This is a genomic window from Catenulispora sp. MAP12-49 (assembly GCF_041262705.1).
Classification (GTDB): domain Bacteria; phylum Actinomycetota; class Actinomycetes; order Streptomycetales; family Catenulisporaceae; genus Catenulispora.
The window spans coordinates 75071-95541 of record NZ_JBGCCP010000009.1 but is presented as its reverse complement, the minus strand read 5'-3'; the positions used below and the strand labels follow the sequence as shown (position 1 = coordinate 95541).

Genomic DNA, 20471 nt, shown 5'->3' with positions numbered 1-20471 from the left:
TGGCCGCCATGCCGGAACAGCCATCGCGCACCCCATGATCACGCGCCTAGCCTGAGGCGCATGACAGCGAATCCCGGCAGCCCCCTGGTCCTCCTCAACCCCGGCCCGGCGTGCACGACCGACCGCGTCCGCGCCGCCCTGGGCCGCGGCGACTGGTGCCACCGCGAGCCGGAGTTCTCCGAGCTGCTGGCCTCGATCCGCGCCGGCCTGACCCGGGTGCTGAACGTCGGCGACACGCACGAGGCGATCGTCGTCACCGGCTCGGGGACCTCCGCGATGGAGATGGCGGTCATCAGCGCGGTGCGCGCCGGCCGCTCGATCCTGGTGGTGCGCAACGGCGTCTACGGCGACCGGCTGGCCCGGATCGCCGAGGTCAACGGGATCACGGTGCACTCGGTGACCGGCGAGTGGACCGAGCCGGCCGACCCCGAGGCGGTGCGCGCGGCACTGGCCGGGCACCCGGACGTGGACGCCGTCGCGGTCGTGCAGCACGAGACCACCACCGGCATGATCAACCCGGTCGGCGCCATCGGCCGGATCGCGCGGGAGGCCGGGGTGCTGATGGTGGTGGACGCGATCAGCGCCACCGCGATCGAGGACGAGGGCCACGAGGACCTGTGTGCCGACATCATCTGCGGCACCGCGAACAAGGGACTCCACGGACTGCCCGGCATCTCCTTCATCCTGTGCTCCGACAAGGGGATCGAGCGCCTTGCGGAGGTCCCGGTCCGCTCGCTGTACCTGAACGCCAATACCTACCTCACCGGCCAGCGCAAGGGTGACGTCCCGTTCACCCCGGCCGTCCAGGTGTGCTTCGCCCTGGACGAGGCCATCAAGGAACTGGAGGAGCGCGGCGGCGTCGCGGCGCGCGTGGCGGAGTACAAGGAACGGGCCGCCCTGGTGCGCGCCGGACTCGCGCGGCTGGGACTGGAGGTCCTGATCCCCGAGCAGCACCGGTCGAACTCGATCTCCATGATCTACCTGCCCGAGGGCATCACGTATCCCGAGCTGCACGACGCCCTCAAGGACGAGGGCTTCGTCATCTACGCCGGCCAGGGCGACCTGGCGAAGACCTTCTTCCGGGTCTCCACGATGGGCGAACTCCCGCTGCCCACATTGGAACGGTTCCTGACCGCGCTGGAAACGTCCATCGCGAAGATCCGCGCAGGTCGCTGAACGGATGCCCGTTGTCAACCTCGCGGAATAGGCTGACGGGCACGGGGCAGGAGGCGTGGGAAGTGGGCCAACCGTGACGCAGCTGAACTTGCACCGTCTGTCGATCTTCATGACCGTGGTGGAGACCGGCGGCTTCTCGGCCGCCGCCCAGAAGCTCTACATGAGCCAACCCTCGGTCTCCAACCACGTCCGCAACCTCGAACAGTCGCTGCAGACCACCCTGATCGACCGCTCCGGCCCCCGCATCCGCCCCACCGCCGAGGGCGAAGTGCTGGTCGAGTACGCCCGCCGGGTGTTCCTGCTCACCGAGGAAGCGGTCGCGGCCATCCGCGAGGTCTCCGGCGTCCAGTCCGGCCGCCTGGAGGTCGGCGGCACCACCACCGTCGGCACCTACCTGCTGCCGCGCCTGCTGGCCCGCTTCCGCGAACGGCACCGTGCGATCGAGTGCGACATCGTGGTCGGCAACAACGGCCAGATCGTGAAGCGCCTCCTGGAAGGCGAACTGGGCCTGGCCATCGTCGCCGGCCAGCCCGGAGCCCCGCAGCTGAAGACCGAGACGGTCCTGGACGAGCGCCTGCTGCTGGTCGCGGCACCCGGCCACCCCCTGACCAGCACCACCGCCCCGCTGGCACCCAGGGAACTGGCCGCCGAACGCTTCCTGCTGCGCGAACCCGGCTCCCAGACCCGCGACCTGCAAGAAGCCGCCCTCATCGGCTGGGACCTGGACGACATGGCCAAGGCCGACATGTGGGGCCCGGAGACCATCAAGCAGTCGGTCGCCGCGGGCCTGGGCATATCGCTGATCTCCGAGCACGCCATCGACGCCGAGGTCCGCGACGGACGCCTGGTGGTCCTGGACGTGGACCCGCCGCTGCGCTCCAGGCCGGTGGTGGTCGCCTACCGGCGCGACCGGCTGCTGTCGCCGGCCGAGCGGGCGTTCCTGGGCTTGGTGCGCGGGCTGCGGACCTGGCCGGCTGGCGAGGGGGCGGGGGACTGAGGCACTGAGGCACTGAGGCACTGAGGCACTGAGGCACTGAGGCACTGAGGCACTGAGGCACGGGCAGAAGGGTGGTGCCGCTGGCTTGGGCGTGGGTGCGGTATGGGTCTTTTGGCAGAGTCTGTTCGTTGTTTGACAGTCAAGGGCGTTTTCTTACGGCTTCGCGCGGGTTGAAGAAGGATCCGCTGGGGGCGCGGTTCGGTGGTGTGCCTCGTGTCGCGTTGGCGGCCGGCGGTTGTGGCTGTTCAAGAGCGCGCGTGGGTCCGAGTCACTGCGCACGCGTTTGGTCTGGCGGGCGGCGGCCGCGGTTGGTGGGCACCGAAGATCAAGATCAAAGGCAGGCGCCTCCGGCGGGCACTCCAGGCTCTGAGGGGACATCAACACCCCGCGTGGGCGGCGGTCTGAGTTGTGGTCGCCTCTGTCCCGGTTCCCTCGTCGCTGTCGTCGCCGTAGACGGAATCATCCCGGCCTGGCGGTATCAAGTCGGATCACACGCTGCTGTGGTCCGGTTTCGTGCGACTTGACACCGCCAGTCCGGAATGATTGGCAGAGCCCGCCGACAGCGACGAGGGAACCGGGACAACCCCGCCTGTGGGAAGGATCCCCGCACCTCGCGCACACCACCTCACCGCCGCGTGCACTCGAGAAGTGGACCCGGTCCACACCACAGGGGGTTTGTCCCGGATTCCCCGATGCAGTAGACAGCACCACCTGCCCAGACCATCAGCAGCCAACGCGCCCCGACCACCGCCCCACGACCGCGCCACCCTACGGATCCCGCAAACCATGAGCGAAGCCGTGAAAAGCTTCTAAACCCGACCAACAAACCACGCCCGGCACGCCCCAGCCAGCCACCCACGCCCCAACCACCACCGCCGAATCCCCTGGCCCCCGCCATCGAGCCCTGACATCCTGCCCTCATGGGAATGCTCGACGCCTTCGCGGCGCGCGTCGCCGCCGGCACCGAGGTGCGCTTTCGTCCGACCGGCTCCTCGATGGTGCCGCTGATCCGCAGCCGCCAGCAGGTGACCGTCGCTCCCGTCGATCCGGCCAAGCTTGAGACCGGCGACATCGTCCTGGTGCGCGTCGCCGGGACCACCTACCTGCACCTGGTCTCGGCTGTCGACCATGCGAACGCGCGCGTCCAGATCAGCAACAACCGCGGCCGGGTCAACGGGTGGACCGGGCATGCGCGCGTCTTCGGTATCTGTACCGAGGTCGAGGGCGTGGCTCGGCCCGGAACCTCCGGGAAGACCATCGCCTCTTGACGGGCTCGGGCCCCTGCCGCTTCCCTGGACCGATGACGGTCCAGAACGCGTGGCACCCCACCGCCGACCAGTCCCTCGCGCGCCGCGGCGCGCTCGCCGACCTGCTGCGCCGCACCGCCGCCCGGGATCCCGGCAAGCTCGCTCTGGTCTTCGGCGGCGTTCGGCAGACCTTCGCCGAGCTCGACACGACCGTCAGCCGCGCCGCGAACGCCCTGGCGGCCCGCGGCGTCCGGCGCGGCGACCGGGTTCTGCTCCTGGCGCACAACTCCCACGGCTTCGTCGTCGCCTACTTCGCGCTGGCGCGGCTCGGGGCGGTCTCCGTGCCGGTGAACTTCATGCTCGGGCCCGAGGAGATCGCCTACGTCCTCACGCATTCCGGGGCCGTCGCCGTCATCGCCGAGGACGCCCTCGCCGACACCGCGGACCGTGCCTGGCAGGCGGCCGGGACGGCGGCACCAGTCCTCAAAGCCGCCATCGGTAGCGGCAGCGGCGTCCCCGAAGGCTGGCTCGACTTCGAGGCCGCGTATCAGGACGCCGACGCCGAGGAGCCCGACGCCCCGGTCACCGACGACGACCCCGTCCAGATCATGTACACCTCCGGCACGGAGTCCCGCCCCAAGGGCGCCGTCATGTCCACCCGCAACCTGGTCGCCCAGTACACCAGCGCCATCGTCTGCGGCGAGATGTCCGCCGACGACGTCGAAGTCCACGCCCTGCCGCTCTACCACTGTGCGCAGCTGCACTGCTTCCTCACCCCGGACATCCAGCTCGGCGCCACCAGCATCGTGCTCCCCGGCGCCGATCCCGCGACCATCCTGCGCACCATCGAGCAGGAGGGCGCCACCAAGTTCTTCTGCCCGCCGACCGTCTGGATCGCGCTGCTGCGCCATCCCGACTTCGACAGCCGCGACCTCAGCACCCTGCGCAAGGGCTACTACGGTGCCGCCGCGATGCCGGTCGAGGTCCTGGCCGAACTGCGCCGCCGCCTGCCGTCTTTGCGCTTGTACAACTTCTACGGCCAGACCGAGATGTCCCCCGTGGCCACCGTCCTGGGCCCCGAGGACCAGGAACGCAAGCCCGGCTCGGCCGGCCGCGCAGCCCTCAACGTCGAGACCCGCGTCGTCGACGACGACGGTGCGGAGGTCCCGCGCGGCGAGGTCGGAGAGATCGTGCACCGGGGCCCGCACACCATGCTCGGCTACTGGAACGACCCGGAGCGCACCGCCGAGGCCTTCCGCGGAGGCTGGTTCCACAGCGGCGACCTCGGCGTCATGGACGACGAGGGCTTCCTGCGCGTCGTGGACCGCAAGAAGGACATGATCAAGACCGGTGGCGAGAACGTCGCCAGCCGTGAGGTCGAGGAGACCGTCTACCAGCATCCGGCCGTCGCCGAGGTCGCGGTGTTCGGCGTGCCGGACCCGTACTGGATCGAGACGGTGTGCGCGGCGGTGGTCCTGAAGCCGGGGGAGCGGCTGGAGCCGGAGGACGTCATCGAGTTCTGCCGGGCGCGGCTGGCCGGGTTCAAGACGCCCAAGAAGGTCGTCGTCGTCCCGGCGCTGCCGAAGAACCCCTCCGGCAAGGTTCTCAAGCGCGAGTTGCGGGAGACCCACGCGAGCTCATGACCGTGGCCATGATCTTGGATGTCATCGGTATGGTAACCATCTGATCGTCAGTCGCAGAACGGGATGGGGGACGATGACGATGCAGACGCTTGGTGCCGGGGACCCACAGCGGATCGGGCCGTACGTACTGACCGGCCGGCTGGGAGCCGGCGGCATGGGGAGTGTGACCCCGCAGGGCACCGGCATCAACTGCCCCTTCGACACGGCGGGCAACGGCTACAGCGCCGGCTCCCCGGTGGTCAGCAGCGGCGGCGCCACCGTCGGCTACCTGCCTCAGGGCACGAACTGGGTGATCTGCCAGGCGCAGGGCGGCACCCGGACCGAGAGCGGCGGCCAGTACTTCAACAACTGGTGGGGCTGGACCGAGGGCGACAACCAGAAGTGGGGCTGGGTCAACGCGGTCGACGGCCACGGCGGCGCGAACAACGGCGCGTTCGGCGGGGTGCCGATGTGCGACGGGTCGAAGGGCGCTCCGCCCCAGTAGGCCCCAGTAGGCCCCAGTAGGCCGTGCGGGCCCGTGCTGGACGTCCGCCATCTCATCGGCCGGTCGGCCGCCCAGGACGGTATCGAGTGTGATGGAGTAATCCGGTAAGCCCCCACCCCACCCCACAGTGAGGACCGCCGGACATGGCGCGATTCAAAGTAGGCGTGCAACTGCGCCCCCAGCACACCGACATCACCGCCCTGCGCGAGGCGTGGCAGCGCGCGGACGAGCTCGGTGTGGACTCGATCTGGACCTGGGACCACTTCTACCCGCTCAGCGGGGACCCGGAGGGGACCCACTTCGAGGGCTCCAGCCTGCTCGCGGCGATGGCCGTGACCACCACGCGGGCCCGCTTCGGCATGCTCGTGTTCTGCAACAGCTACCGCAACCCCGAGCTGCTGGCGGACATGGCGCGCACCGTCGACCAGCTCTCCGGCGGCCGCTATGTCCTGGGCGTCGGGGCCGGCTGGTTCGAGCGGGACTACAACGAGTACGGCTATGAGTTCGGAACGGCGCCGGAGCGGCTGCGCGCGCTCAGGGACGCGCTGCCGCGGATCAAGGAGCGCCTGGGCAAGCTCAACCCGGCCGACCCCGATCTGCCGATCCTGATCGGCGGCGGCGGGGAGAAGGTGACGCTGCGGCTGGTGGCGCAGTACGCCGACATGTGGAACACCTTCGGCCCGGTGGAGAACTTCCGGCACAAGAACCAGGTGCTGGACGAGTGGTGCGCGAAGGTCGGCCGGGACCCCAAGGCCGTGGAGCGCACCGTGATGATCAGCGACGACGAGATCGACAACTACCAGGCCTACCTGGACGCCGGCGCGGACCACATCATCCTCGGCGGGGACTACCCGTTCCCGCTGGACAACATCCGGCGGCTGCTGGAGCACGCGCGCGACTGAGAGGCCCGGGAACGGCATCAGGGGCCTGGTTCGCTGTGAACCAGGCCCCTGATTACTTGAGTTTTCGCCTTGCGTCTCGACCGTTACGGCAGCGTCCACTTCTGGGCGTTGGTGCCGTTGCAGGTGTAGATCTGCAACTGCGTGCCGTCGGTCGTGGTGCTGTTCGGGTCGTCCAGGCACTTGCCGGACTGCGGGTTCACCAGCGAGCCGTTGGACTGCTGCTGCCACACCTGGGACCCGGTGCCGTTGCACGTGTACAGCTGCACCAGGGTGCCGTCGGTGGTGCCGCCGCTGGTGACGTCCACGCAACCGCCCATGACGCCCAGACTCCCGTTGGAGTTGACCGTGAACTGCTGCGCGACCGAGCCGTTGCACGTCCACAGCTGGATGTGCGTGCCGTTGGCGGTGCCGCGGCTGCTGTCGTCGGCGCACTTGCCGGCGATGCCCGAGGTGATCGGGCCGGTGCTGCTGCCGGAGCTGCTCTGGTCGTAGGACGGCGGCGCGTCGCCGGCGCCGGTGCCCCAGGAGGACGCCGAGGAGCCGAGCGTGAAGTCCAGCGTGACGCCGGCCTTCCAGGTCGAGGCCGGCAGCCAGGTGTGCGTGCTGGCCGTGCCGTTCACGTTCAGCGACTGCACGTAGTAGTTGCTCGACGAGGCGGCCGGGGCGTTGATCGTGATGGTCTTGCCGGAGTCCAGGTGCACGACCGCCTGCGTGAACAGCGGGCTGTTGTACGCCAGGTCCGCGCTGCCCGGGGTCACCGGGTAGATGCCCAGGGCGCCCCAGACGTACTGCGAGGACATGGTGCCCAGGTCGTCGTTGTTCGGGAAACCGCCGGGGGTGTCCTGGTACAGCTGGTTCAGGAACCGGTTCACGACCGACTGGGTGTGCGAGGGCTCGCCGGTCCAGTCGTAGAACCAGGGGGTGCCCAGGTCCACCTCGTTGGACAGGAACGACTGGTCGGAGTGGGCGCTGTTGAAGGTCTGGAAGTAGTAGTCCAGCGCCGAGTTGATCGTGCTGTTGCCGCCGTAGAGCGCGGCCAGTCCGGTCTGGTCGAAGCCGACGTCGAAGCGGTTCTGCGCGGCCGTGGACTCGGTGAACCCGGTCGTGGTGCCGGTGGTGATGCTGTCGAAGTTCCCGTTGGACTCCACCGGGTTCAGCAGCTGGTTGGCCGGGTTGAAGATGTGCTTCCAGTTGTTGGCCCGGACGTTGAACTTGGTGGCGTTCGCCGAGTCGCCCATGGCCGAGGCGAAGCGGGACAGGGCGAAGTCGGCGTTGTCGTACTCGATCAGGCTGGAGGCCGAGTCGCGGACGTTGCAGCAGCCCAGGGACCCGGTGTACAGGTCGGAGGGCAGGTAGCCGTAGGTGTTCTCCAGCGAGGTGCCGCGGCGCACGTTGTTGTTCGTGGTGGCCTCGGTGAGCATGTCCGACAGCGCTGTCGACGTGTCGAAGCCGGTGCCGCCGAAGGCGTAGTAGTTGGAGATCGCCGCGGTGGCCGGGTCACCGTCCATGACCCAGTTGTAGAAGTTCATGAAGCCCCACTGCGGGAACGTCCCGCCCTGGGCGTAGTCGTTGACCAGCGACTGGGCCTGGTCCGAGGCGATCGAGGGGTCGACGAACGCGTCGAGCTGCGTCTGCCCCTTGTAGACGTCCCAGCCGGAGAACTGGTCGTACTGCGCGTGCCCGGAGGCCGCGGTGTGCACGGCGTTGTCGAAGCCCATGTACTGGCCGTTGACGTCGGTCACCGTGTTGGGGTGCAGCAGCGCGTGGTAGAGCGAGGTGTAGAACAGCTGCTGCTGGGCGGCGGTGCCGCCGGCGATCTGGATCTTGCCCAGCTGCGCGTTCCAGGCGTTGTGCGCCGCGGTCTGCACCGTGGAGAAGTTGAACCCCGACTGCTCGGCGGCCAGGTTCGCGGAAGCGTTTGCGGCCGAGACGTAGGACAGGCCGACCTTGGCCTGGACCACCTGGTTGGAGCTGGTGTTGAAGTTCAGGAACACCGAGTTCGGGCTGCCCTGGCCGCTCTCGGAGATGACCTGCGAGGACGTGAAGGACTGGTCGAAGACCATGTCGAAGTGCAGCGTGTAGCTGCCGGTCTCGCCGCAGAAGCCGCCGGAGGTGACTTGGCCGGTGACCTCGTTGCTGCCGACGATCTGCGCGGCGGTGTTGCTGCTGCCGTTCTCGCTGTCCAGCAGCTTGAGCAGCAGGTCGGCCTGCGTTGTGGCCGGGAAGGTGAAGCGGGCCATCCCGGTGTGGGCCGTGGTCGTCAGCTCGGTCTTCACCGGCGTCGATCCGGTGCTCACCGTGTAGTAGCCGGCGTTGCCGGTCTCGGTGCTGTGGTTCAGCGACTCGGTGAGCACACCCGGGTCCCCGGAGGGCAGACCCCCGGTGAAGGGCAGCACCGGCACGTCGCCCATCGCGCCGCAGCCGGGGCCGGCCATGTGCGTCAGGGAGAAGCCGCGGGTGCTGGTGGCGCCGTAGTCGTAGCCGCCGCCGTCGTTGCGGCTGCCGTTGGGGGAGTCCGGGCCCCACTGCACCATGCCGAACGGGGAGTCGGCGCCCGGGAAGTCGTTGCCGCCGCCGGAGGTCATCACCAGGGTGTTGACCGTGGAGGCGGGGTCGGCGACGAAGGCGGCCTTGACGGCGGCCTTCGTGCTGGCTTGCGCGGCGCCGGCGGACAGGCCCGCGGTGCCCAGGGCGGCCGCGGCGATCAAGGCCCCGGCCGATATCAGGGAGCTGCGGCGCCGAGGTGGGCGCCCTGTGCGGTTCGGACTGGTCACGGTGTCTCTTCTCTCGACGGCAACTGACTCAGTATGTTGTGAACGTTCACAGGCACCGGGGATTGTCTGGCCCCTGAGAAGAGTTGTCAATGGGGGGCGCTGAGGAATCACGGATGGTAACGTTAACCAGCCGAACTAGGAGGTCGGATGGCAGCGCGGCCCACGATGAAGGACGTGGCGCAGGCGGCGGGGGTGTCACTGATGACCGTCTCGCGCGTGGTGGCCGGGGAGGCCGGCGTGGCGCCGGCCACGGCCGCCCGCGTCGAGGAGGCGATCAGGGCTCTGGGATACCAGCGTAACGACATCGCCCGCAACCTTCGCCGCAAAGCGCAGGATTCGCGCACCATCGGTCTGGTGGTGGACGACCTGGCGAACCCGTTCTTCTCCGCCCTGGCCCGCTCGGTGGAGGACGAGGCGTACCGCCGCGGCTTCCTGGTCCTGGTCGGCAGCACCAACGACGACCCGCGCCGCGAGCGCGACGTGGTCTCGGCCTTCAGTGCCCGCCAGGTCGACGGTCTGGTCCTGGTCCCCACCGGCGGCAACCGCCCCTTCTTCCGCGCGCAGATGGCCCGCGGCGTGAAGGTGGTCTGCGTCGACCGCCCGGCCACCGGCCTGGACGTGGACTGCGTCGCGGTGGACAACCGCGCCGGCACCGCCACGGCCGTCCGCCACCTGCTGGACCGGGGCCACAGCCGCATCGCCTACCTGGGCGACCGCCAGGAGATCTGGACCCAGCGCGAACGCTTCATCGGCTACGAACAAGCCATGGCCGCCGCGGGCCTGGCCGTCGACCCGGCCCTGGTCCGCCACGGCCTGCGCGGCGTCCCCGAAGCGGCCAGGGCGATCGCCGACATGATGAAGGCACCCAACCCGCCCACCGCCCTGTTCAGCGGCAACGACCTGGTCACCCTCGGCGCGGTGGAGGCCGGCGCCACCCGCCGCCTGGCCCTGGTCGGCTTCGACGACTTCCTGCTCGCCGACAAGCTCGACCCGCCGATATCAGTGGTCAGCCAGGACCCCGCGGCCCTGGGCCGCACCGCCGCGCAGCTGCTGTTCGGCCGCATCGACGGCGACGACGCCGCCGCCCGCTCGGTGGTCCTCGCGACCCGCTTCATGGACCGCGGATCCGGCGGCAAGGCGGTGGGGCCGCCGCTGCCGGGCGGGTTCGTGGTGCAGCAGGCTGTGGTGGACTAGACGGTTGATTCCTGGGGGTTCCGGCAAGCAGCACCGCACCTGACAAGCAGTCTTGCGAAACGGTTCAGCAGCAAGCATGGGCGACCCGGACGACCTCCCGCAGCCTGGTTGGCTGTGGGTGGTCGGCCGGGGCGGCCAGGCGCCGCTGATCAACCGTTTCGCGCCGGTACCCCCAGGAATCAATCGCCTAGCTTTCCAACGCAGCCCTCAGCGCCACCGCGATCTCATCCATCCGCTCGCCCGTGAGGGCCTCGTCCTCGTCGCGCCCGAGCAGCTCGAACACCCGCGGCCCCCGCAGCTCCGGCGGCAGCTCGGGGTTGCGGGGGACGATGTGGAAGTGCACGTGTCCGAAGCCGGCCGCCTCGGCGAACTGCACCACGTAGGTCTTCTGGCAGCCCGTCACCGCGTGCAGCGCGCGCGAGAGCCGGACCTGCCAGCTGCCCAGTCCCGCCGCCTCGGCGTCGGTCAGTTCGGCGATCGTCGTGACGTGGCGGCGCGGCACCAGCACCAGCCAGCCCGGCAGGGCTGTGCCGATCGCGTGTGCCGCGCGCCAGTGTTCGTCGTGGCCGATGCGTTCGCGGGGCGGCAGGTCGGCGAGGCGGGCGTCGTTGCGGCAGCTGTAGCAGTCGGGCTCTTGGGTCATGGCTCGACTTTAGAGCTGCCGCATCGTGGCGGATCTGGGGCGTGTCTTGGAACTAGGCGATCTACGAGAAGACCGACAGGCAGTTCGTCGGCGTCGCGTGTGCCGGGTCCAGGGCGTTGACCGTCTCGTGCAGCGCGATCTTGTCGGTGGTGCCGATGGTCACGTGCTCGGACAGGTCGGTGGCGCACAGGTTCTGCAGCACGACGTTGTGCACGTTGGGCCCGCTGAGAGCCTGCGACTGCCACGGCGTCACGACCTCGTCGTACACCGTGGAGATCACCGTGTACTGCACGCCGGGCACGGTGTCCCCGCCGGCGTTCAGCTGTTGCATCAGCGGCGATCCGACGATCTGGTCGGTGCACGCCGGGCACGCCGTGCCGATCAGGCCGATCGCGCCGGGGAAGTAGTCGGCGGCCAGCGTCTCGATGCCGTCGAGGTCGGTGCCGTGGTTGGAGGGCGCGAGGCCCACCAGCGTGTGCACCTTGGCGGCGCCACCGAGGAACTTCAGGTAGTAGCGGGGCATCATCCCGCCCTGGCTGTGCCCGACGATGTCTACCTGCGAGGCGCCGGTGGCCGCCAGCACCTGGTTGACGTAGTCGGAGAGCTGCTGCGCGGACTGCGCCACCGGCGCCAGACCGTGGAACACCGGGATGCCGGGCTCCTGGCCGTAGTCGAGCTCGAAGACGCAGAAACCGCGCGAGGCGATGTAGGGCGCGCCGACCAGCCAGTTGTCACCGGCGTTGGCGAACGTGCCGTGCACCAGCACCACCGGTCGGGGGTGCGAGGCGCTGGGCCTGCAGGAGAAGTCGTTGATCCCCGACGAGGTGACGGCCTGGGCCGGGGCGGCCAATGCCAGGAACGGCACAGCCAAGAGCAAGGCGGAAATTGCGTGGAGCATGCGGTTTGGGCCCATTCGCAACTTGCGCATAATGAGCGACGCAGGAGCGATTGCGCGAGAACTGAAGGGACGCATACTGACTCCCTTAGACCGGGGCGAGCGGTTCGGGGATCTGCATTTGGCCAATACAGATCAGGGTCACACGCGTGTGGTTACCGGTCGGTAAAGCTACTCGCAGGTAGCCAGGAAGTCACGGATTCATGGCAGTTCCTTTGCCGAGTTGCACACGGCCTCTACCAGGTCGATCACCCGAAGCACCTCAGTTGTCGTACACGTGACGCTCTCATCGCCCAGCCGATACGCCTTCGCCTTCGCGCACAGATCCGCGTACTTCGGGAAGAGCTTCGCCGTGTAGTCCGCCGAAGCCTCCTTCGAGATGACCTCCCCGGTGGCGATCGTCGCGTGCAGCCGCCCCGGCCCGGTCGCCTCCCAGGCCAGCAGGTAGGGATCGACCGTGGCGTCAGGATCCTGTTTCGCGAAATGCGGCCGGTAGCCGACCTGCCCGCGCCAGTACGACTCCAGGTTCCCGTGGTTCCACTCCCGCAGCCACGCCGGATCCGGAGCCACCCGCAACTCCGAGGCGCTCGGGCCGTGCAGCGTGATCCCGTGCTTGGCCAGAACCGCCCACAGCACCGGATCGGTGACATGCCCCTCGGGCTTGAAGACCCCGTCCACCGCGAACGGAACTTTCACCTCGCTGCGTGCCCCGAGCAGATCCGGGGTGACGTAGTGCGCGTCGCTGTGCGGACCGTCGGCGCGCGTGGCCTCCAGCACGGCGTGCATCTCGCCGATCATCGCCGAATCCGAGACGCTCATCGGGCGGTCCAGCACCACCAGCACGTCCAGATCGCTGCGCCCGGCCCGCCAACTGCCGAGCGCGGCGGAGCCGACGACGTACACGCCGCGCACCATGTCCGGCGCGAGGGTCGCCTCCAGGGCCTTCAGATACCGGTCTGCCGCTTGCTCGTGAGCCATCTTCGGAGCTTAACAACCTCTCTTCTCAGGTCGGTGACGAACGCGAAACGGGCCGGCCGACTCCCCCCTCGGAGTCGGCCGGCCCGTGGTGACGCAGGCCTTTGGCTTGATCGACCGGTCAGTCGAACCGGTGTCAGTCGACCGGTACTAGTCGACCTCGGCCAGGGCCTGCGCGAACTGGGCCGCGTACAGCCGCGAGTAAGCCCCGTCGGCGTCCAGCAGCTGCGTGTGCGTCCCCGTCTCCACGATCCGGCCGTTCTCCATGACCAGGATCATGTCGGCGTCGCGGATCGTGGACAGCCGGTGCGCGATGACGAACGAGGTCCGGCCCTCGCGCAGCTTGTTCATCGCGCGCTGGATGAGCACCTCGGTGCGGGTGTCGACCGAGGAGGTGGCCTCGTCCAGGATCAGGATCGCCGGCTCGGCCAGGAAGGCCCGGGCGATCGTGATCAGCTGCTTCTCGCCCGCCGAGAGGTTCGAGCCCTCCTCGTCGATCACGGTGTCGTAGCCGTCGGGGAGCGTGCGCACGAAGTGGTCCACGTGCGTGGCCGCCGCGGCGGTCTGGATCCGCTCCATCGAGGCGTCCTGGGTGCCGTAGGCGATGTTGTCGGCGATGGTGCCGCCGAACAGCCACGCGTCCTGCAGCACCATGCCGGTCTGGTCCCGCAGGTACTCCCGCGACATCAGGGCCGTGTCGACGCCGTCGAGCAGGATCGCGCCGGAGTCCACCTCGTAGAACCGCATCAGGAGGTTCACCAGCGTGGTCTTGCCGGCCCCGGTCGGGCCGACGATGGCCACGGTCTGCCCCGGCTGCACGGCCAGCGACAGGTCCTCGATCAGCGGCCGGTCGGCGGAGTAGCTGAAGTTCACGTCCTGGAACTCCACCCGCCCCTGGACGTGCTCCAGCTCCACCGGCTGCGCCGGCTCGGCGGACATCTCCTCGGCGTCCAGGATCTGGAAGATCCGCTCGGCCGAGGCCACCCCGGACTGCATCATGTTGGCCATCGCCGCGACCTGCGACAGCGGCATGCTGAACTGCCGCGTGTACTGGATCGAGGCCTGGACGCTGCCCAGCGACAGCGCGCCGGCCGAGACCCGCAGGCCGCCGACCACCGCGACCAGCACATAGGTGACGTTGCCGAGGAACATCATCGCCGGCTGGATCAGGCCGCTGATGAACTGGGCCTTGAAGCTGGCGTCGTTCAGCGAGTCGTTCTGCTTCTTGAACTCCGCCGCCGACTCCTCCTGCCGGCCGAACGCCTTCACCAGCTGGTGGCCGGTGTACATCTCCTCGATGTGCGCGTTCAGCCGCCCGGTGGCCGCCCACTGCTTGACGAACTGCGGCTTGGACCGCTTGCCGATCTGCCCGGCGACCAGCACCGACAGCGGCACCGTCGCGATCGCGATCAGGCCCAGCAGCCAGGAGGTCCACAGCATGAAGGCGGTCACGCCGATCAGCGTGAAGACCTGCATCACCACCTGCGCCAGCGACTGCTGCAGCGACTGCGCCAGGTTGTCCACGTCGTTGGTGGCCCGGGACAGGACCTCGCCGCGCGGCTGCTTGTCGAAGTAGGACAGCGGCAGCCGGCTCAGCTTGGCCTCGATGTCGGTGCGCAGCCGCGCCATCGCCCGGTTGACCACCACGATCACCAGCCGCGACTGGATCATCATGCAGACGAAGACCAGGACGTAGATCCCCAGCAGGATCGCCAGGACGTGCCCGACCTTGGTGAAGTCGATGCCGTGGCCCGGCGTGAAGTTGATGGACTTCAGCAGGTCGGCCTGGGTGCCGTGGCCGGTGTCCCGCAGACGCTGGATGATCTCCTGCTTGGTCGGGTACTGGCCGTTCGGACCGGCCTTGGCCTGCTTGCCGATGACGCCGGCGAAGATCAGGTCGGTGGCCTTGCCCAGCAGCTTCGGTCCCCAGACCGACATCCCCACGCCGATCGCCGCCATCACCATCGAGACGATGAGGATCGGGCGCTCCGGACGCAGGTAGGACAGCAGCCGGCGCGAGGAGCCCTTGAAGTCCTTGGACTTCGCGGCCGGACCCGACATGAACGCCGCCGGGCCGCGCAGCGCGCCGCCTTGCTGCGGACGGGGCGCGTCGCCCTCGCTCTCGGTCTCCAGGCGGTCGCCGCCGGGGCCGGGCGCGCCCGGGACCGGCGGCTTGTTCGCGGCCTCCGGCTGGGCGCCGTTCTGAGCCGCGCCGTTCTGGGTGGCGCCGTTCTGGCCTGCACCGTTCTGGCCTGCACCGTTCTGAGCCGCGCCGTTCTGCTCGGCGCTGCTCTGGCTGGCGCCGTTCTGGCCGGCGCCGTTCTGCTCGGCGTTCGCGCCGCTCCCGTTCCCGTTCCCCGTGCTCATGCCGCGGCCTCCTCTTCGGTGAGCTGCGAGAGCACGATCTCCCGGTAGGTCTCGTTGGATTCCATCAGCTCGCTGTGGGTCCCGGACCCGACCACCACGCCCTGGTCCAGGACGATGATCCGGTCCGCGTTGCGGATCGTGGAGACGCGCTGCGCGACGATGACCACCGTCGACTCCCGGGTCTGGTCCACCAGCGCGGCGCGCAGGCGCGCGTCGGTGCTGTAGTCCAGGGCCGAGAACGAGTCGTCGAACAGGAAGATCTCCGGCTTGTGCACCAGCGCGCGGGCGATCGCCAGGCGCTGGCGCTGACCGCCGGAGACGTTGGTCCCGCCCTGCGAGATCGGCGAGTCCAGCTTCTCGGGCATGCGCTCGACGAAGTCCTTGGCCTGCGCGGTCTCCAGTGCCTGCCACAGCTCCTCGTCGGAGGCGTCGGGCCGGCCGTAGCGCAGGTTGGAGGCGATGGTGCCGGTGAACAGGTACGGCTTCTGCGGCACGATCGCGATCGACTCGGTGAGCCGCTTGGGGTCCAGCTCGCGCACGTCCACGCCGTCCACCAGCACCGCGCCGTCGGTGACGTCGGCCAGCCGGGGCACCAGGTTCAGCAGCGTGGTCTTGCCCGCGCCGGTGGAGCCGATGATCGCGGTGGTCTCGCCGGGCCGGGCGTTCAGCGAGACGTTGTTCAGCACGCAGTCCTCGGCGCCGGGGTACTTGAAGCTGGCCCCGCGCAACTCCAGCGTGCCGGAGATCTGCGGCAGCACCGACACCGTCGGCGGGACGACGCTGGACTCGGTCTCCAGCACCTCGCCGATGCGGTCGGCGCACACCGCGGCGCGCGGCACCATCATGAACATGAAGGTGGTCATCATGACCGACATCAGGATCTGCATCAGGTAGCTCAGGAACGCCGTCAGCGACCCGATCTGCATGCCGCCGGAGTCGATGCGCTTGGCACCGAACCACAGCACGCCGACGCTGGCGAAGTTCACGATCGTCATCACGACCGGGAACATCAGCGCCATCAGCTTGCCGACCCGCAGGGAGACGTCCAGCAGTTCGTTGTTGGCCCGGCCGTAGCGCTCGTTCTCGTGCTCGTCCTTGACGAAGGCCCGGATGACGCGGATGCCGGTGATCTGCTCGCGCATCACGCCGTTGATCTTGTCGATGCGCACCTGCACGATCCGGAACAGCGGACCCATCCGCCGGATGATGATCCCGATCGCGATGGCCAGCGCCGGGATGATCGCGACCAGCAGCCCGGACAGCGGCACGTCCTGGCGCAGCGCCAGGATCACGCCGCCGACCAGCATCACCGGCGCCGCGGCGGCCATGGTGAAGGTCATCAGGACCACCATCTGCACCTGCAGCACGTCGTTGGTGGTGCGGGTGAGCAGCGAGGGCGCCCCGAACCGGCCCACCTCGCGGGTGGAGAAGGCCTGCACCCGGTCGAAGATCCCGGCCCGCAGGTCCCGGCCCAGCGCCGTCGCGGTCTTCGCCCCGAAGTAGACCGCGCCGATCGAGCAGGAGATCTGCAGCAGCGAGAACACGAGCATCAGGGCGCCGGTCTTGATGACGTAGCCGGTGTCGCCCTTGACCACGCCGTCGTCGATGATGTCGGCGTTCAGCGTGGGCAGGTACAGCGCGCACAGCGTCTGCACGAACTGCAGCGCCAGGACCAGCGAGATCGGCCCTCTGTACGGTCGCAGGTATTGTTTCAGGATTCTGATAAGCATGGAGATCGTCCCATCTATCTCGCACCTGCCGGCGGCGGTGGCGGTCGGCGTGGCCGGGCGAGCACTGTATGCGGAATCAGGGGTTTTCGTTTTCCGGTAAGCTGGCCCCCGGCGGGGACGGGATGCCCGGCTGGCCGCCCAGCGCGGCGGCTGTGCGCACGGCTTGGCGCAGCAGGGCAGTGTAGGGGGCCTCGACGTCGTCGCGCAGCCAGTATTTGGTCGCCACCCGCACCGCGCCGCTCACGGCCGCGGCCACGATCCGCGGCAGCAGATCGGTGCTCTCATCGAGCCCGAGCCGGGCCGCGATCACCGGCGTGAGCTGGTCCTCGAGCTGGGTCATCGCCTCCAGGAAGTGCGGACGCACCCCCTTCTCGGCCATGACCCTGCGAAGCGCCTCCTTGCTGTAGCTCCCGTCGGCCATGATCGCGCGCAGCTTGCGCACGCTGGCCTTGTCCGGCTCGTGGCCCAGCGTGAACTCCGCGACGACCGCCTCGGCCAGCGCGACGTCGAAGGGCTCGGCGGCCGGGCGCTCGCTGAAGGCGAGGGCCACCCGGCGCGCGCGGTCGCCCGGCAGCGCGCCGAGCGCGGCCTCGCGGCTGTGGAAGTAGTTGTGGAACGTGCGCGCGGAGACCCCGGCGCGTTCGGCGATCTCGTCGGGGCTGACGTTCTGCAGGCCGTCGTTCTCCAGGGTCAGCTGCAAGGCGGCCTGGGTGATGCATTTGCGGGTCTCCAGGCGCTTCTGCTCACGCCGGGAGCCCGCTTCGTTCTCGGGCGCGGACACGGCTCCACCTTCTCCTGAACTTGCGCTGAGCGCAATTATATTTTTGCGCTGGGCGCACCTTTTCAGCCCGCGGCCGCTTCCCGCCGCCCGGCGCGCAGCGTCCTGGCGGTCCAGATCAGCTGGTCCATCAGGCCGTCCACGGCCTTGTCGCGGTTCTCGGAAGGGGCCGGCCAGGACTTGTCCTGGCCGAACTGGGTCCAGAACTCGGTGAAGCTGAGCGTGTCCCGGATCGGCACCGCGGACAGTTCGATGAAGACGTGGCGCAACTGCTGCACCGCGCGCAGGCCGCCGGAGACGCCGCCGTAGGAGACGAAGGCGACGGGCTTGCGGCTCCATTCGCCGTGGTACCAGTCGATCGCGTTCTTCAGCGCCGCCGGGAAGCTGTGGTTGTACTCCGGCGTGACGACGACGAAGGCGTCCGCGCCGGCCAGCCGCGGGGCCAGGGCCGCCACCGCCTCCGGGCGCGGCTGCCCGAACCCGGTCATGGTCAGCGGCAGGTCCGCCTCGGCCAGGTCGACGACGTCGAGGACGAGGTCGGGGTGCCGGCGCCGGGCCTCGGCGACGAACCAGTCGGTCACGGTCGGCCCGAAGCGGCCCTCGCGGGTGCTGCCGATGATGACGGCGACGCGCAGCGGATCGGCGTCCTGCTGGGCCCCGGTCGTGGTGGCGGCGGTGGCGGCGGCGGCGGTGTCGATGGTCGCGGCGGTCATGGTGATCCCCCTGGGATGTGTACGGTGTACGCGCTGATGCGTACACCGTACATCCGCGCGTACGCTGTACACAAGACGACCCCATGGGAGGCTTCACGCATGGCGAAGACCAAGAACGGGACTGCCCCGTCCGCGGAGGAAGGCGGCATCCCCGCGACGATCTGGGAGCGCCTCGACGCCCCCCGGGGCGCCCGCACCACCCTGACTCACGTCCAGATCGCCGAGGCCGCCGTCGCCCTGGCCGACGCCGAGGGCCTGGACGCGGTCTCCATGCGCAGACTGGCCGAACGCCTCGGCGTGGCCACCATGGCGCTGTACCGCTACGTCGACAGCAAGGACGAGCTCGTGGAGCTCATGACCGATTCGGTGACCGCCTCCACCCCCCTGACCGCCGACCCCGCCGACTGGCGCGCGGTCTTCCGCGAAGCCGCCCGCCGCCGCCGCGACACCGCCCTGGCCCACCCCTGGCTCCCGGCGGCCCAGGCCCAGGTCCCGACCACCCTCACCCCCAGCCGCAACCTGGTCCTGGAGCGCATGCTCGCCGCCCTGGAACCCCTGCCGCTGACCGGCGACCAGAAGATGCAGCTCATCAGAGCACTGGACGCCTACGCCCGCGGCGCCGCCGACGGCGAGGTGAACCAGCGCATGATGCTGGAACGGCGCGGCTACGGCGCCGACGGCGATGTCAGGATGCTGCTCCGCTCGAACATGGAGTGGCTGCTGCGCAGCGGCCGCTTCCCGCGCTTCGCCGAACTGGTCCGGGCCGGCCTGTCGCCGGTGGACGCGACGGAGGAGTTCGACCTGGGGCTCGAGGCGATGCTCGACGGGCTGGCGGCGCGGTTCGGGATCTGAGGGCTGCGTGGCGGATCGGGGTGGTTGCGGCCCGGCGGCGCTGGTTTGCTCAGCCGCGCTCGTTGCTCAGCCGAGCCGGTCGCCGTTCTCCGTGACCAGCGCCTCGCCGATCCGACTGCGCACATACAGCACATACCGCCCCGTCCGGTGCGCGTCGACCAGCCCCGCGTCGCGCAGCGCGGTCAGATGCTGCGACACACCGCCGGCGGACAGCCCGGTACGGCGCGCGAGGTCCGTCGTCGAAGCCGGCGCGTCGAGTTCGGCCAGCAGCCGCGCGCGGCCCTTGCCGAGAACCGCGGCCAGCGCCGCGGGAGCATCGCCCGTGCGGTGCTCCCACAAAGCGGCCACCCCCGCGGCGGATAGCGCAGCGCCGGCTGATACGCCGGAACGATCAGCGAGAACACCTGCGGCCAGATGAACACCGAGGGCACCAGCAGAAGCCCCTGCCCCGACAGGGATCTGCGCCCCGAGGAACGCCGGTGCGCGATGCGCAATGTGTCGTCGCGCCACGCCAGGCTGGCGTCGAGGTCGTCGAACAGCCGCGTGATCCCGCCGTCCAGCAACCGGCGCGCGCGGTACAGCACGTCGGCTTCGTAGATCGTCATGATGCGCGGCCAGTACGGCGCCAGTGCGACGCCGAAGAAGTCCGTGATGCTCGCGGCGAGTTCGGCGAGCTGATTCTCAGGGTCCTGGCACAGCGCCTCCAGGCGCGGCGTGGGATCGAGGTGCGCGACGCCCTCGCGGATGCTCTGCGGCGGCGTGGCTTGCAGCGCCCGCAGTTCCAGATCCAGATCGGGCACCGGCGTCGTCGGCGGCGGCGCGAGGAACGCGGGGATGCGGTGCGCCGGAACCAGGTGGGATAACAGGCCCCAGGTGACACCGGCGGCGGCCAGCCGGTCCCGCGCCACCGCCGCCCACCCGGCGTGCAGCGGATGATCGCCGGGATACTTCAACACCCGCACCGCCGCGACCACCTCCCACAACGGAGAGAACGCGAAGCGCGTGCGGGCCACATCCGCCGTGGTGAACTCGACTTCCAGCACCGCCATCGCCCCCTTTCGATTCGCTCCTGGCTAAATCTATCGAGGCAGGCCACCGTCC

At 69.5% G+C, this 20471-nt stretch carries 18 protein-coding genes; 8 read left to right on the top strand and 10 right to left on the bottom strand.

Features of this window, described 5'->3' with window-relative positions; translation table 11 throughout:
• Nucleotides 1-60: 60 nt before the first annotated feature.
• The 6 genes from ABIA35_RS18630 (at nt 61) to ABIA35_RS18605 (ending at nt 6449) form a co-directional block, all read left to right on the top strand.
• The gene (locus ABIA35_RS18630) at nt 61-1176 is read left to right on the top strand and encodes an alanine--glyoxylate aminotransferase family protein (protein ID WP_370358711.1); all 1116 of its coding nucleotides are present in this window, start codon (nt 61-63) and stop codon (nt 1174-1176) included.
• Between the two features lie 73 nt (nt 1177-1249).
• Nucleotides 1250-2173: a LysR family transcriptional regulator gene (locus ABIA35_RS18625; protein WP_370358710.1), complete on the top strand. Its 924-nt coding sequence runs from the start codon at nt 1250-1252 to the stop codon at nt 2171-2173.
• Between the two features lie 920 nt (nt 2174-3093).
• Nucleotides 3094-3441: a S26 family signal peptidase gene (locus ABIA35_RS18620; protein ID WP_370344235.1), complete on the top strand. Its 348-nt coding sequence runs from the start codon at nt 3094-3096 to the stop codon at nt 3439-3441.
• Between the two features lie 32 nt (nt 3442-3473).
• A complete protein-coding gene (locus tag ABIA35_RS18615; protein ID WP_370358709.1) occupies nt 3474-5063 on the top strand; it encodes an acyl-CoA synthetase in 1590 nt (529 codons plus the stop codon).
• Between the two features lie 73 nt (nt 5064-5136).
• Nucleotides 5137-5547: a hypothetical protein gene (locus ABIA35_RS18610; RefSeq protein ID WP_370344233.1), complete on the top strand. Its 411-nt coding sequence runs from the start codon at nt 5137-5139 to the stop codon at nt 5545-5547.
• 143 nt (nt 5548-5690) lie between these two features.
• Nucleotides 5691-6449, top strand: coding sequence for an LLM class F420-dependent oxidoreductase (locus ABIA35_RS18605; protein WP_370344232.1), 759 nt, complete (start codon nt 5691-5693; stop codon nt 6447-6449).
• 83 nt (nt 6450-6532) lie between these two features.
• Here ABIA35_RS18605 and ABIA35_RS18600 read toward each other — a convergent pair whose 3' ends face one another.
• Nucleotides 6533-9223: a GH92 family glycosyl hydrolase gene (locus ABIA35_RS18600; protein WP_370358708.1), complete on the bottom strand. Its 2691-nt coding sequence runs from the start codon at nt 9221-9223 to the stop codon at nt 6533-6535.
• Between the two features lie 147 nt (nt 9224-9370).
• On the opposite strand from ABIA35_RS18600, the gene ABIA35_RS18595 reads away from it, so the two are divergent.
• Nucleotides 9371-10417, top strand: a complete 1047-nt coding sequence (locus ABIA35_RS18595; RefSeq protein ID WP_370358707.1) for a LacI family DNA-binding transcriptional regulator — start codon at nt 9371-9373, stop codon at nt 10415-10417.
• Nucleotides 10418-10604: 187 nt separating this feature from the next.
• Here the strand turns inward: ABIA35_RS18595 and ABIA35_RS18590 are convergent, their stop codons facing one another.
• The 7 genes from ABIA35_RS18590 to ABIA35_RS18560 all read right to left on the bottom strand — a co-directional run bounded on the left by ABIA35_RS18590 (nt 10605) and on the right by ABIA35_RS18560 (nt 18518).
• Nucleotides 10605-11060 (bottom strand): HIT family protein, encoded by a 456-nt coding sequence (locus tag ABIA35_RS18590; protein ID WP_370358705.1) that lies wholly within the window; start codon nt 11058-11060, stop codon nt 10605-10607.
• A 61-nt stretch (nt 11061-11121) separates the two neighbouring features.
• The gene (locus ABIA35_RS18585) at nt 11122-11973 is read right to left on the bottom strand and encodes an esterase/lipase family protein (protein ID WP_370358825.1); all 852 of its coding nucleotides are present in this window, start codon (nt 11971-11973) and stop codon (nt 11122-11124) included.
• Between the two features lie 183 nt (nt 11974-12156).
• Entirely contained in the window at nt 12157-12933 is a 777-nt protein-coding gene (locus ABIA35_RS18580; RefSeq protein ID WP_370358704.1) for a nucleotidyltransferase domain-containing protein, read from the bottom strand.
• A gap of 147 nt (nt 12934-13080) precedes the next feature.
• A complete protein-coding gene (locus ABIA35_RS18575; protein ID WP_370358702.1) occupies nt 13081-15297 on the bottom strand; it encodes an ABC transporter transmembrane domain-containing protein in 2217 nt (738 codons plus the stop codon).
• Nucleotides 15294-17027 (bottom strand): ABC transporter ATP-binding protein, encoded by a 1734-nt coding sequence (locus ABIA35_RS18570; RefSeq protein ID WP_370344226.1) that lies wholly within the window; start codon nt 17025-17027, stop codon nt 15294-15296. The genes ABIA35_RS18575 and ABIA35_RS18570 overlap by 4 nt, the downstream gene beginning before the upstream one ends.
• Nucleotides 17028-17103: 76 nt before the next feature.
• Nucleotides 17104-17808 carry a TetR/AcrR family transcriptional regulator gene (locus ABIA35_RS18565; RefSeq protein ID WP_370344225.1) on the bottom strand — a complete coding sequence of 235 codons (705 nt, stop codon included), beginning with the start codon at nt 17806-17808 and terminating at the stop codon, nt 17104-17106.
• Nucleotides 17809-17870: 62 nt separating this feature from the next.
• On the bottom strand, nt 17871-18518 hold the full coding sequence (locus ABIA35_RS18560; protein WP_370358701.1) for an NADPH-dependent FMN reductase: 648 nt from the start codon (nt 18516-18518) through the stop codon (nt 17871-17873).
• Between the two features lie 99 nt (nt 18519-18617).
• On the opposite strand from ABIA35_RS18560, the gene ABIA35_RS18555 reads away from it, so the two are divergent.
• The gene (locus ABIA35_RS18555; RefSeq protein WP_370344223.1) at nt 18618-19370 is read left to right on the top strand and encodes a TetR/AcrR family transcriptional regulator; all 753 of its coding nucleotides are present in this window, start codon (nt 18618-18620) and stop codon (nt 19368-19370) included.
• Nucleotides 19371-19436: 66 nt separating this feature from the next.
• Here ABIA35_RS18555 and ABIA35_RS18550 read toward each other — a convergent pair whose 3' ends face one another.
• Together ABIA35_RS18550 and ABIA35_RS18545 are read right to left on the bottom strand one after the other, a co-directional pair.
• Nucleotides 19437-19637, bottom strand: a complete 201-nt coding sequence (locus tag ABIA35_RS18550; protein ID WP_370358824.1) for an ArsR/SmtB family transcription factor — start codon at nt 19635-19637, stop codon at nt 19437-19439.
• Complete coding sequence (locus tag ABIA35_RS18545) at nt 19553-20419, bottom strand: DUF5937 family protein (protein WP_370358700.1); 867 nt, start codon at nt 20417-20419, stop codon at nt 19553-19555. The genes ABIA35_RS18550 and ABIA35_RS18545 overlap by 85 nt, the downstream gene beginning before the upstream one ends.
• Between the last annotated feature and the right edge of the window lie 52 nt (nt 20420-20471).

Excerpts from the sequence above, each read along its gene's own strand:
- ABIA35_RS18630 (WP_370358711.1), top strand. The coding sequence starts at position 61 with ATGACAGCGAATCCCGGCAGCCCCCTGGTCCTCCTCAACCCCGGCCCG.
- ABIA35_RS18620 (WP_370344235.1), top strand. The coding sequence starts at position 3,094 with ATGGGAATGCTCGACGCCTTCGCGGCGCGCGTCGCCGCCGGCACCGAG.
- ABIA35_RS18615 (WP_370358709.1), top strand. The coding sequence starts at position 3,474 with ATGACGGTCCAGAACGCGTGGCACCCCACCGCCGACCAGTCCCTCGCG.
- ABIA35_RS18610 (WP_370344233.1), top strand. The coding sequence starts at position 5,137 with ATGACGATGCAGACGCTTGGTGCCGGGGACCCACAGCGGATCGGGCCG.
- ABIA35_RS18605 (WP_370344232.1), top strand. The coding sequence starts at position 5,691 with ATGGCGCGATTCAAAGTAGGCGTGCAACTGCGCCCCCAGCACACCGAC.
- ABIA35_RS18595 (WP_370358707.1), top strand. The coding sequence starts at position 9,371 with ATGGCAGCGCGGCCCACGATGAAGGACGTGGCGCAGGCGGCGGGGGTG.
- ABIA35_RS18590 (WP_370358705.1), bottom strand. The coding sequence starts at position 11,060 with ATGACCCAAGAGCCCGACTGCTACAGCTGCCGCAACGACGCCCGCCTC.
- ABIA35_RS18585 (WP_370358825.1), bottom strand. The coding sequence starts at position 11,973 with ATGGGCCCAAACCGCATGCTCCACGCAATTTCCGCCTTGCTCTTGGCT.
- ABIA35_RS18580 (WP_370358704.1), bottom strand. The coding sequence starts at position 12,933 with ATGGCTCACGAGCAAGCGGCAGACCGGTATCTGAAGGCCCTGGAGGCG.
- ABIA35_RS18575 (WP_370358702.1), bottom strand. The coding sequence starts at position 15,297 with ATGAGCACGGGGAACGGGAACGGGAGCGGCGCGAACGCCGAGCAGAAC.
- ABIA35_RS18570 (WP_370344226.1), bottom strand. The coding sequence starts at position 17,027 with ATGCTTATCAGAATCCTGAAACAATACCTGCGACCGTACAGAGGGCCG.
- ABIA35_RS18560 (WP_370358701.1), bottom strand. The coding sequence starts at position 18,518 with ATGACCGCCGCGACCATCGACACCGCCGCCGCCGCCACCGCCGCCACC.
- ABIA35_RS18555 (WP_370344223.1), top strand. The coding sequence starts at position 18,618 with ATGGCGAAGACCAAGAACGGGACTGCCCCGTCCGCGGAGGAAGGCGGC.
- ABIA35_RS18545 (WP_370358700.1), bottom strand. The coding sequence starts at position 20,419 with ATGGCGGTGCTGGAAGTCGAGTTCACCACGGCGGATGTGGCCCGCACG.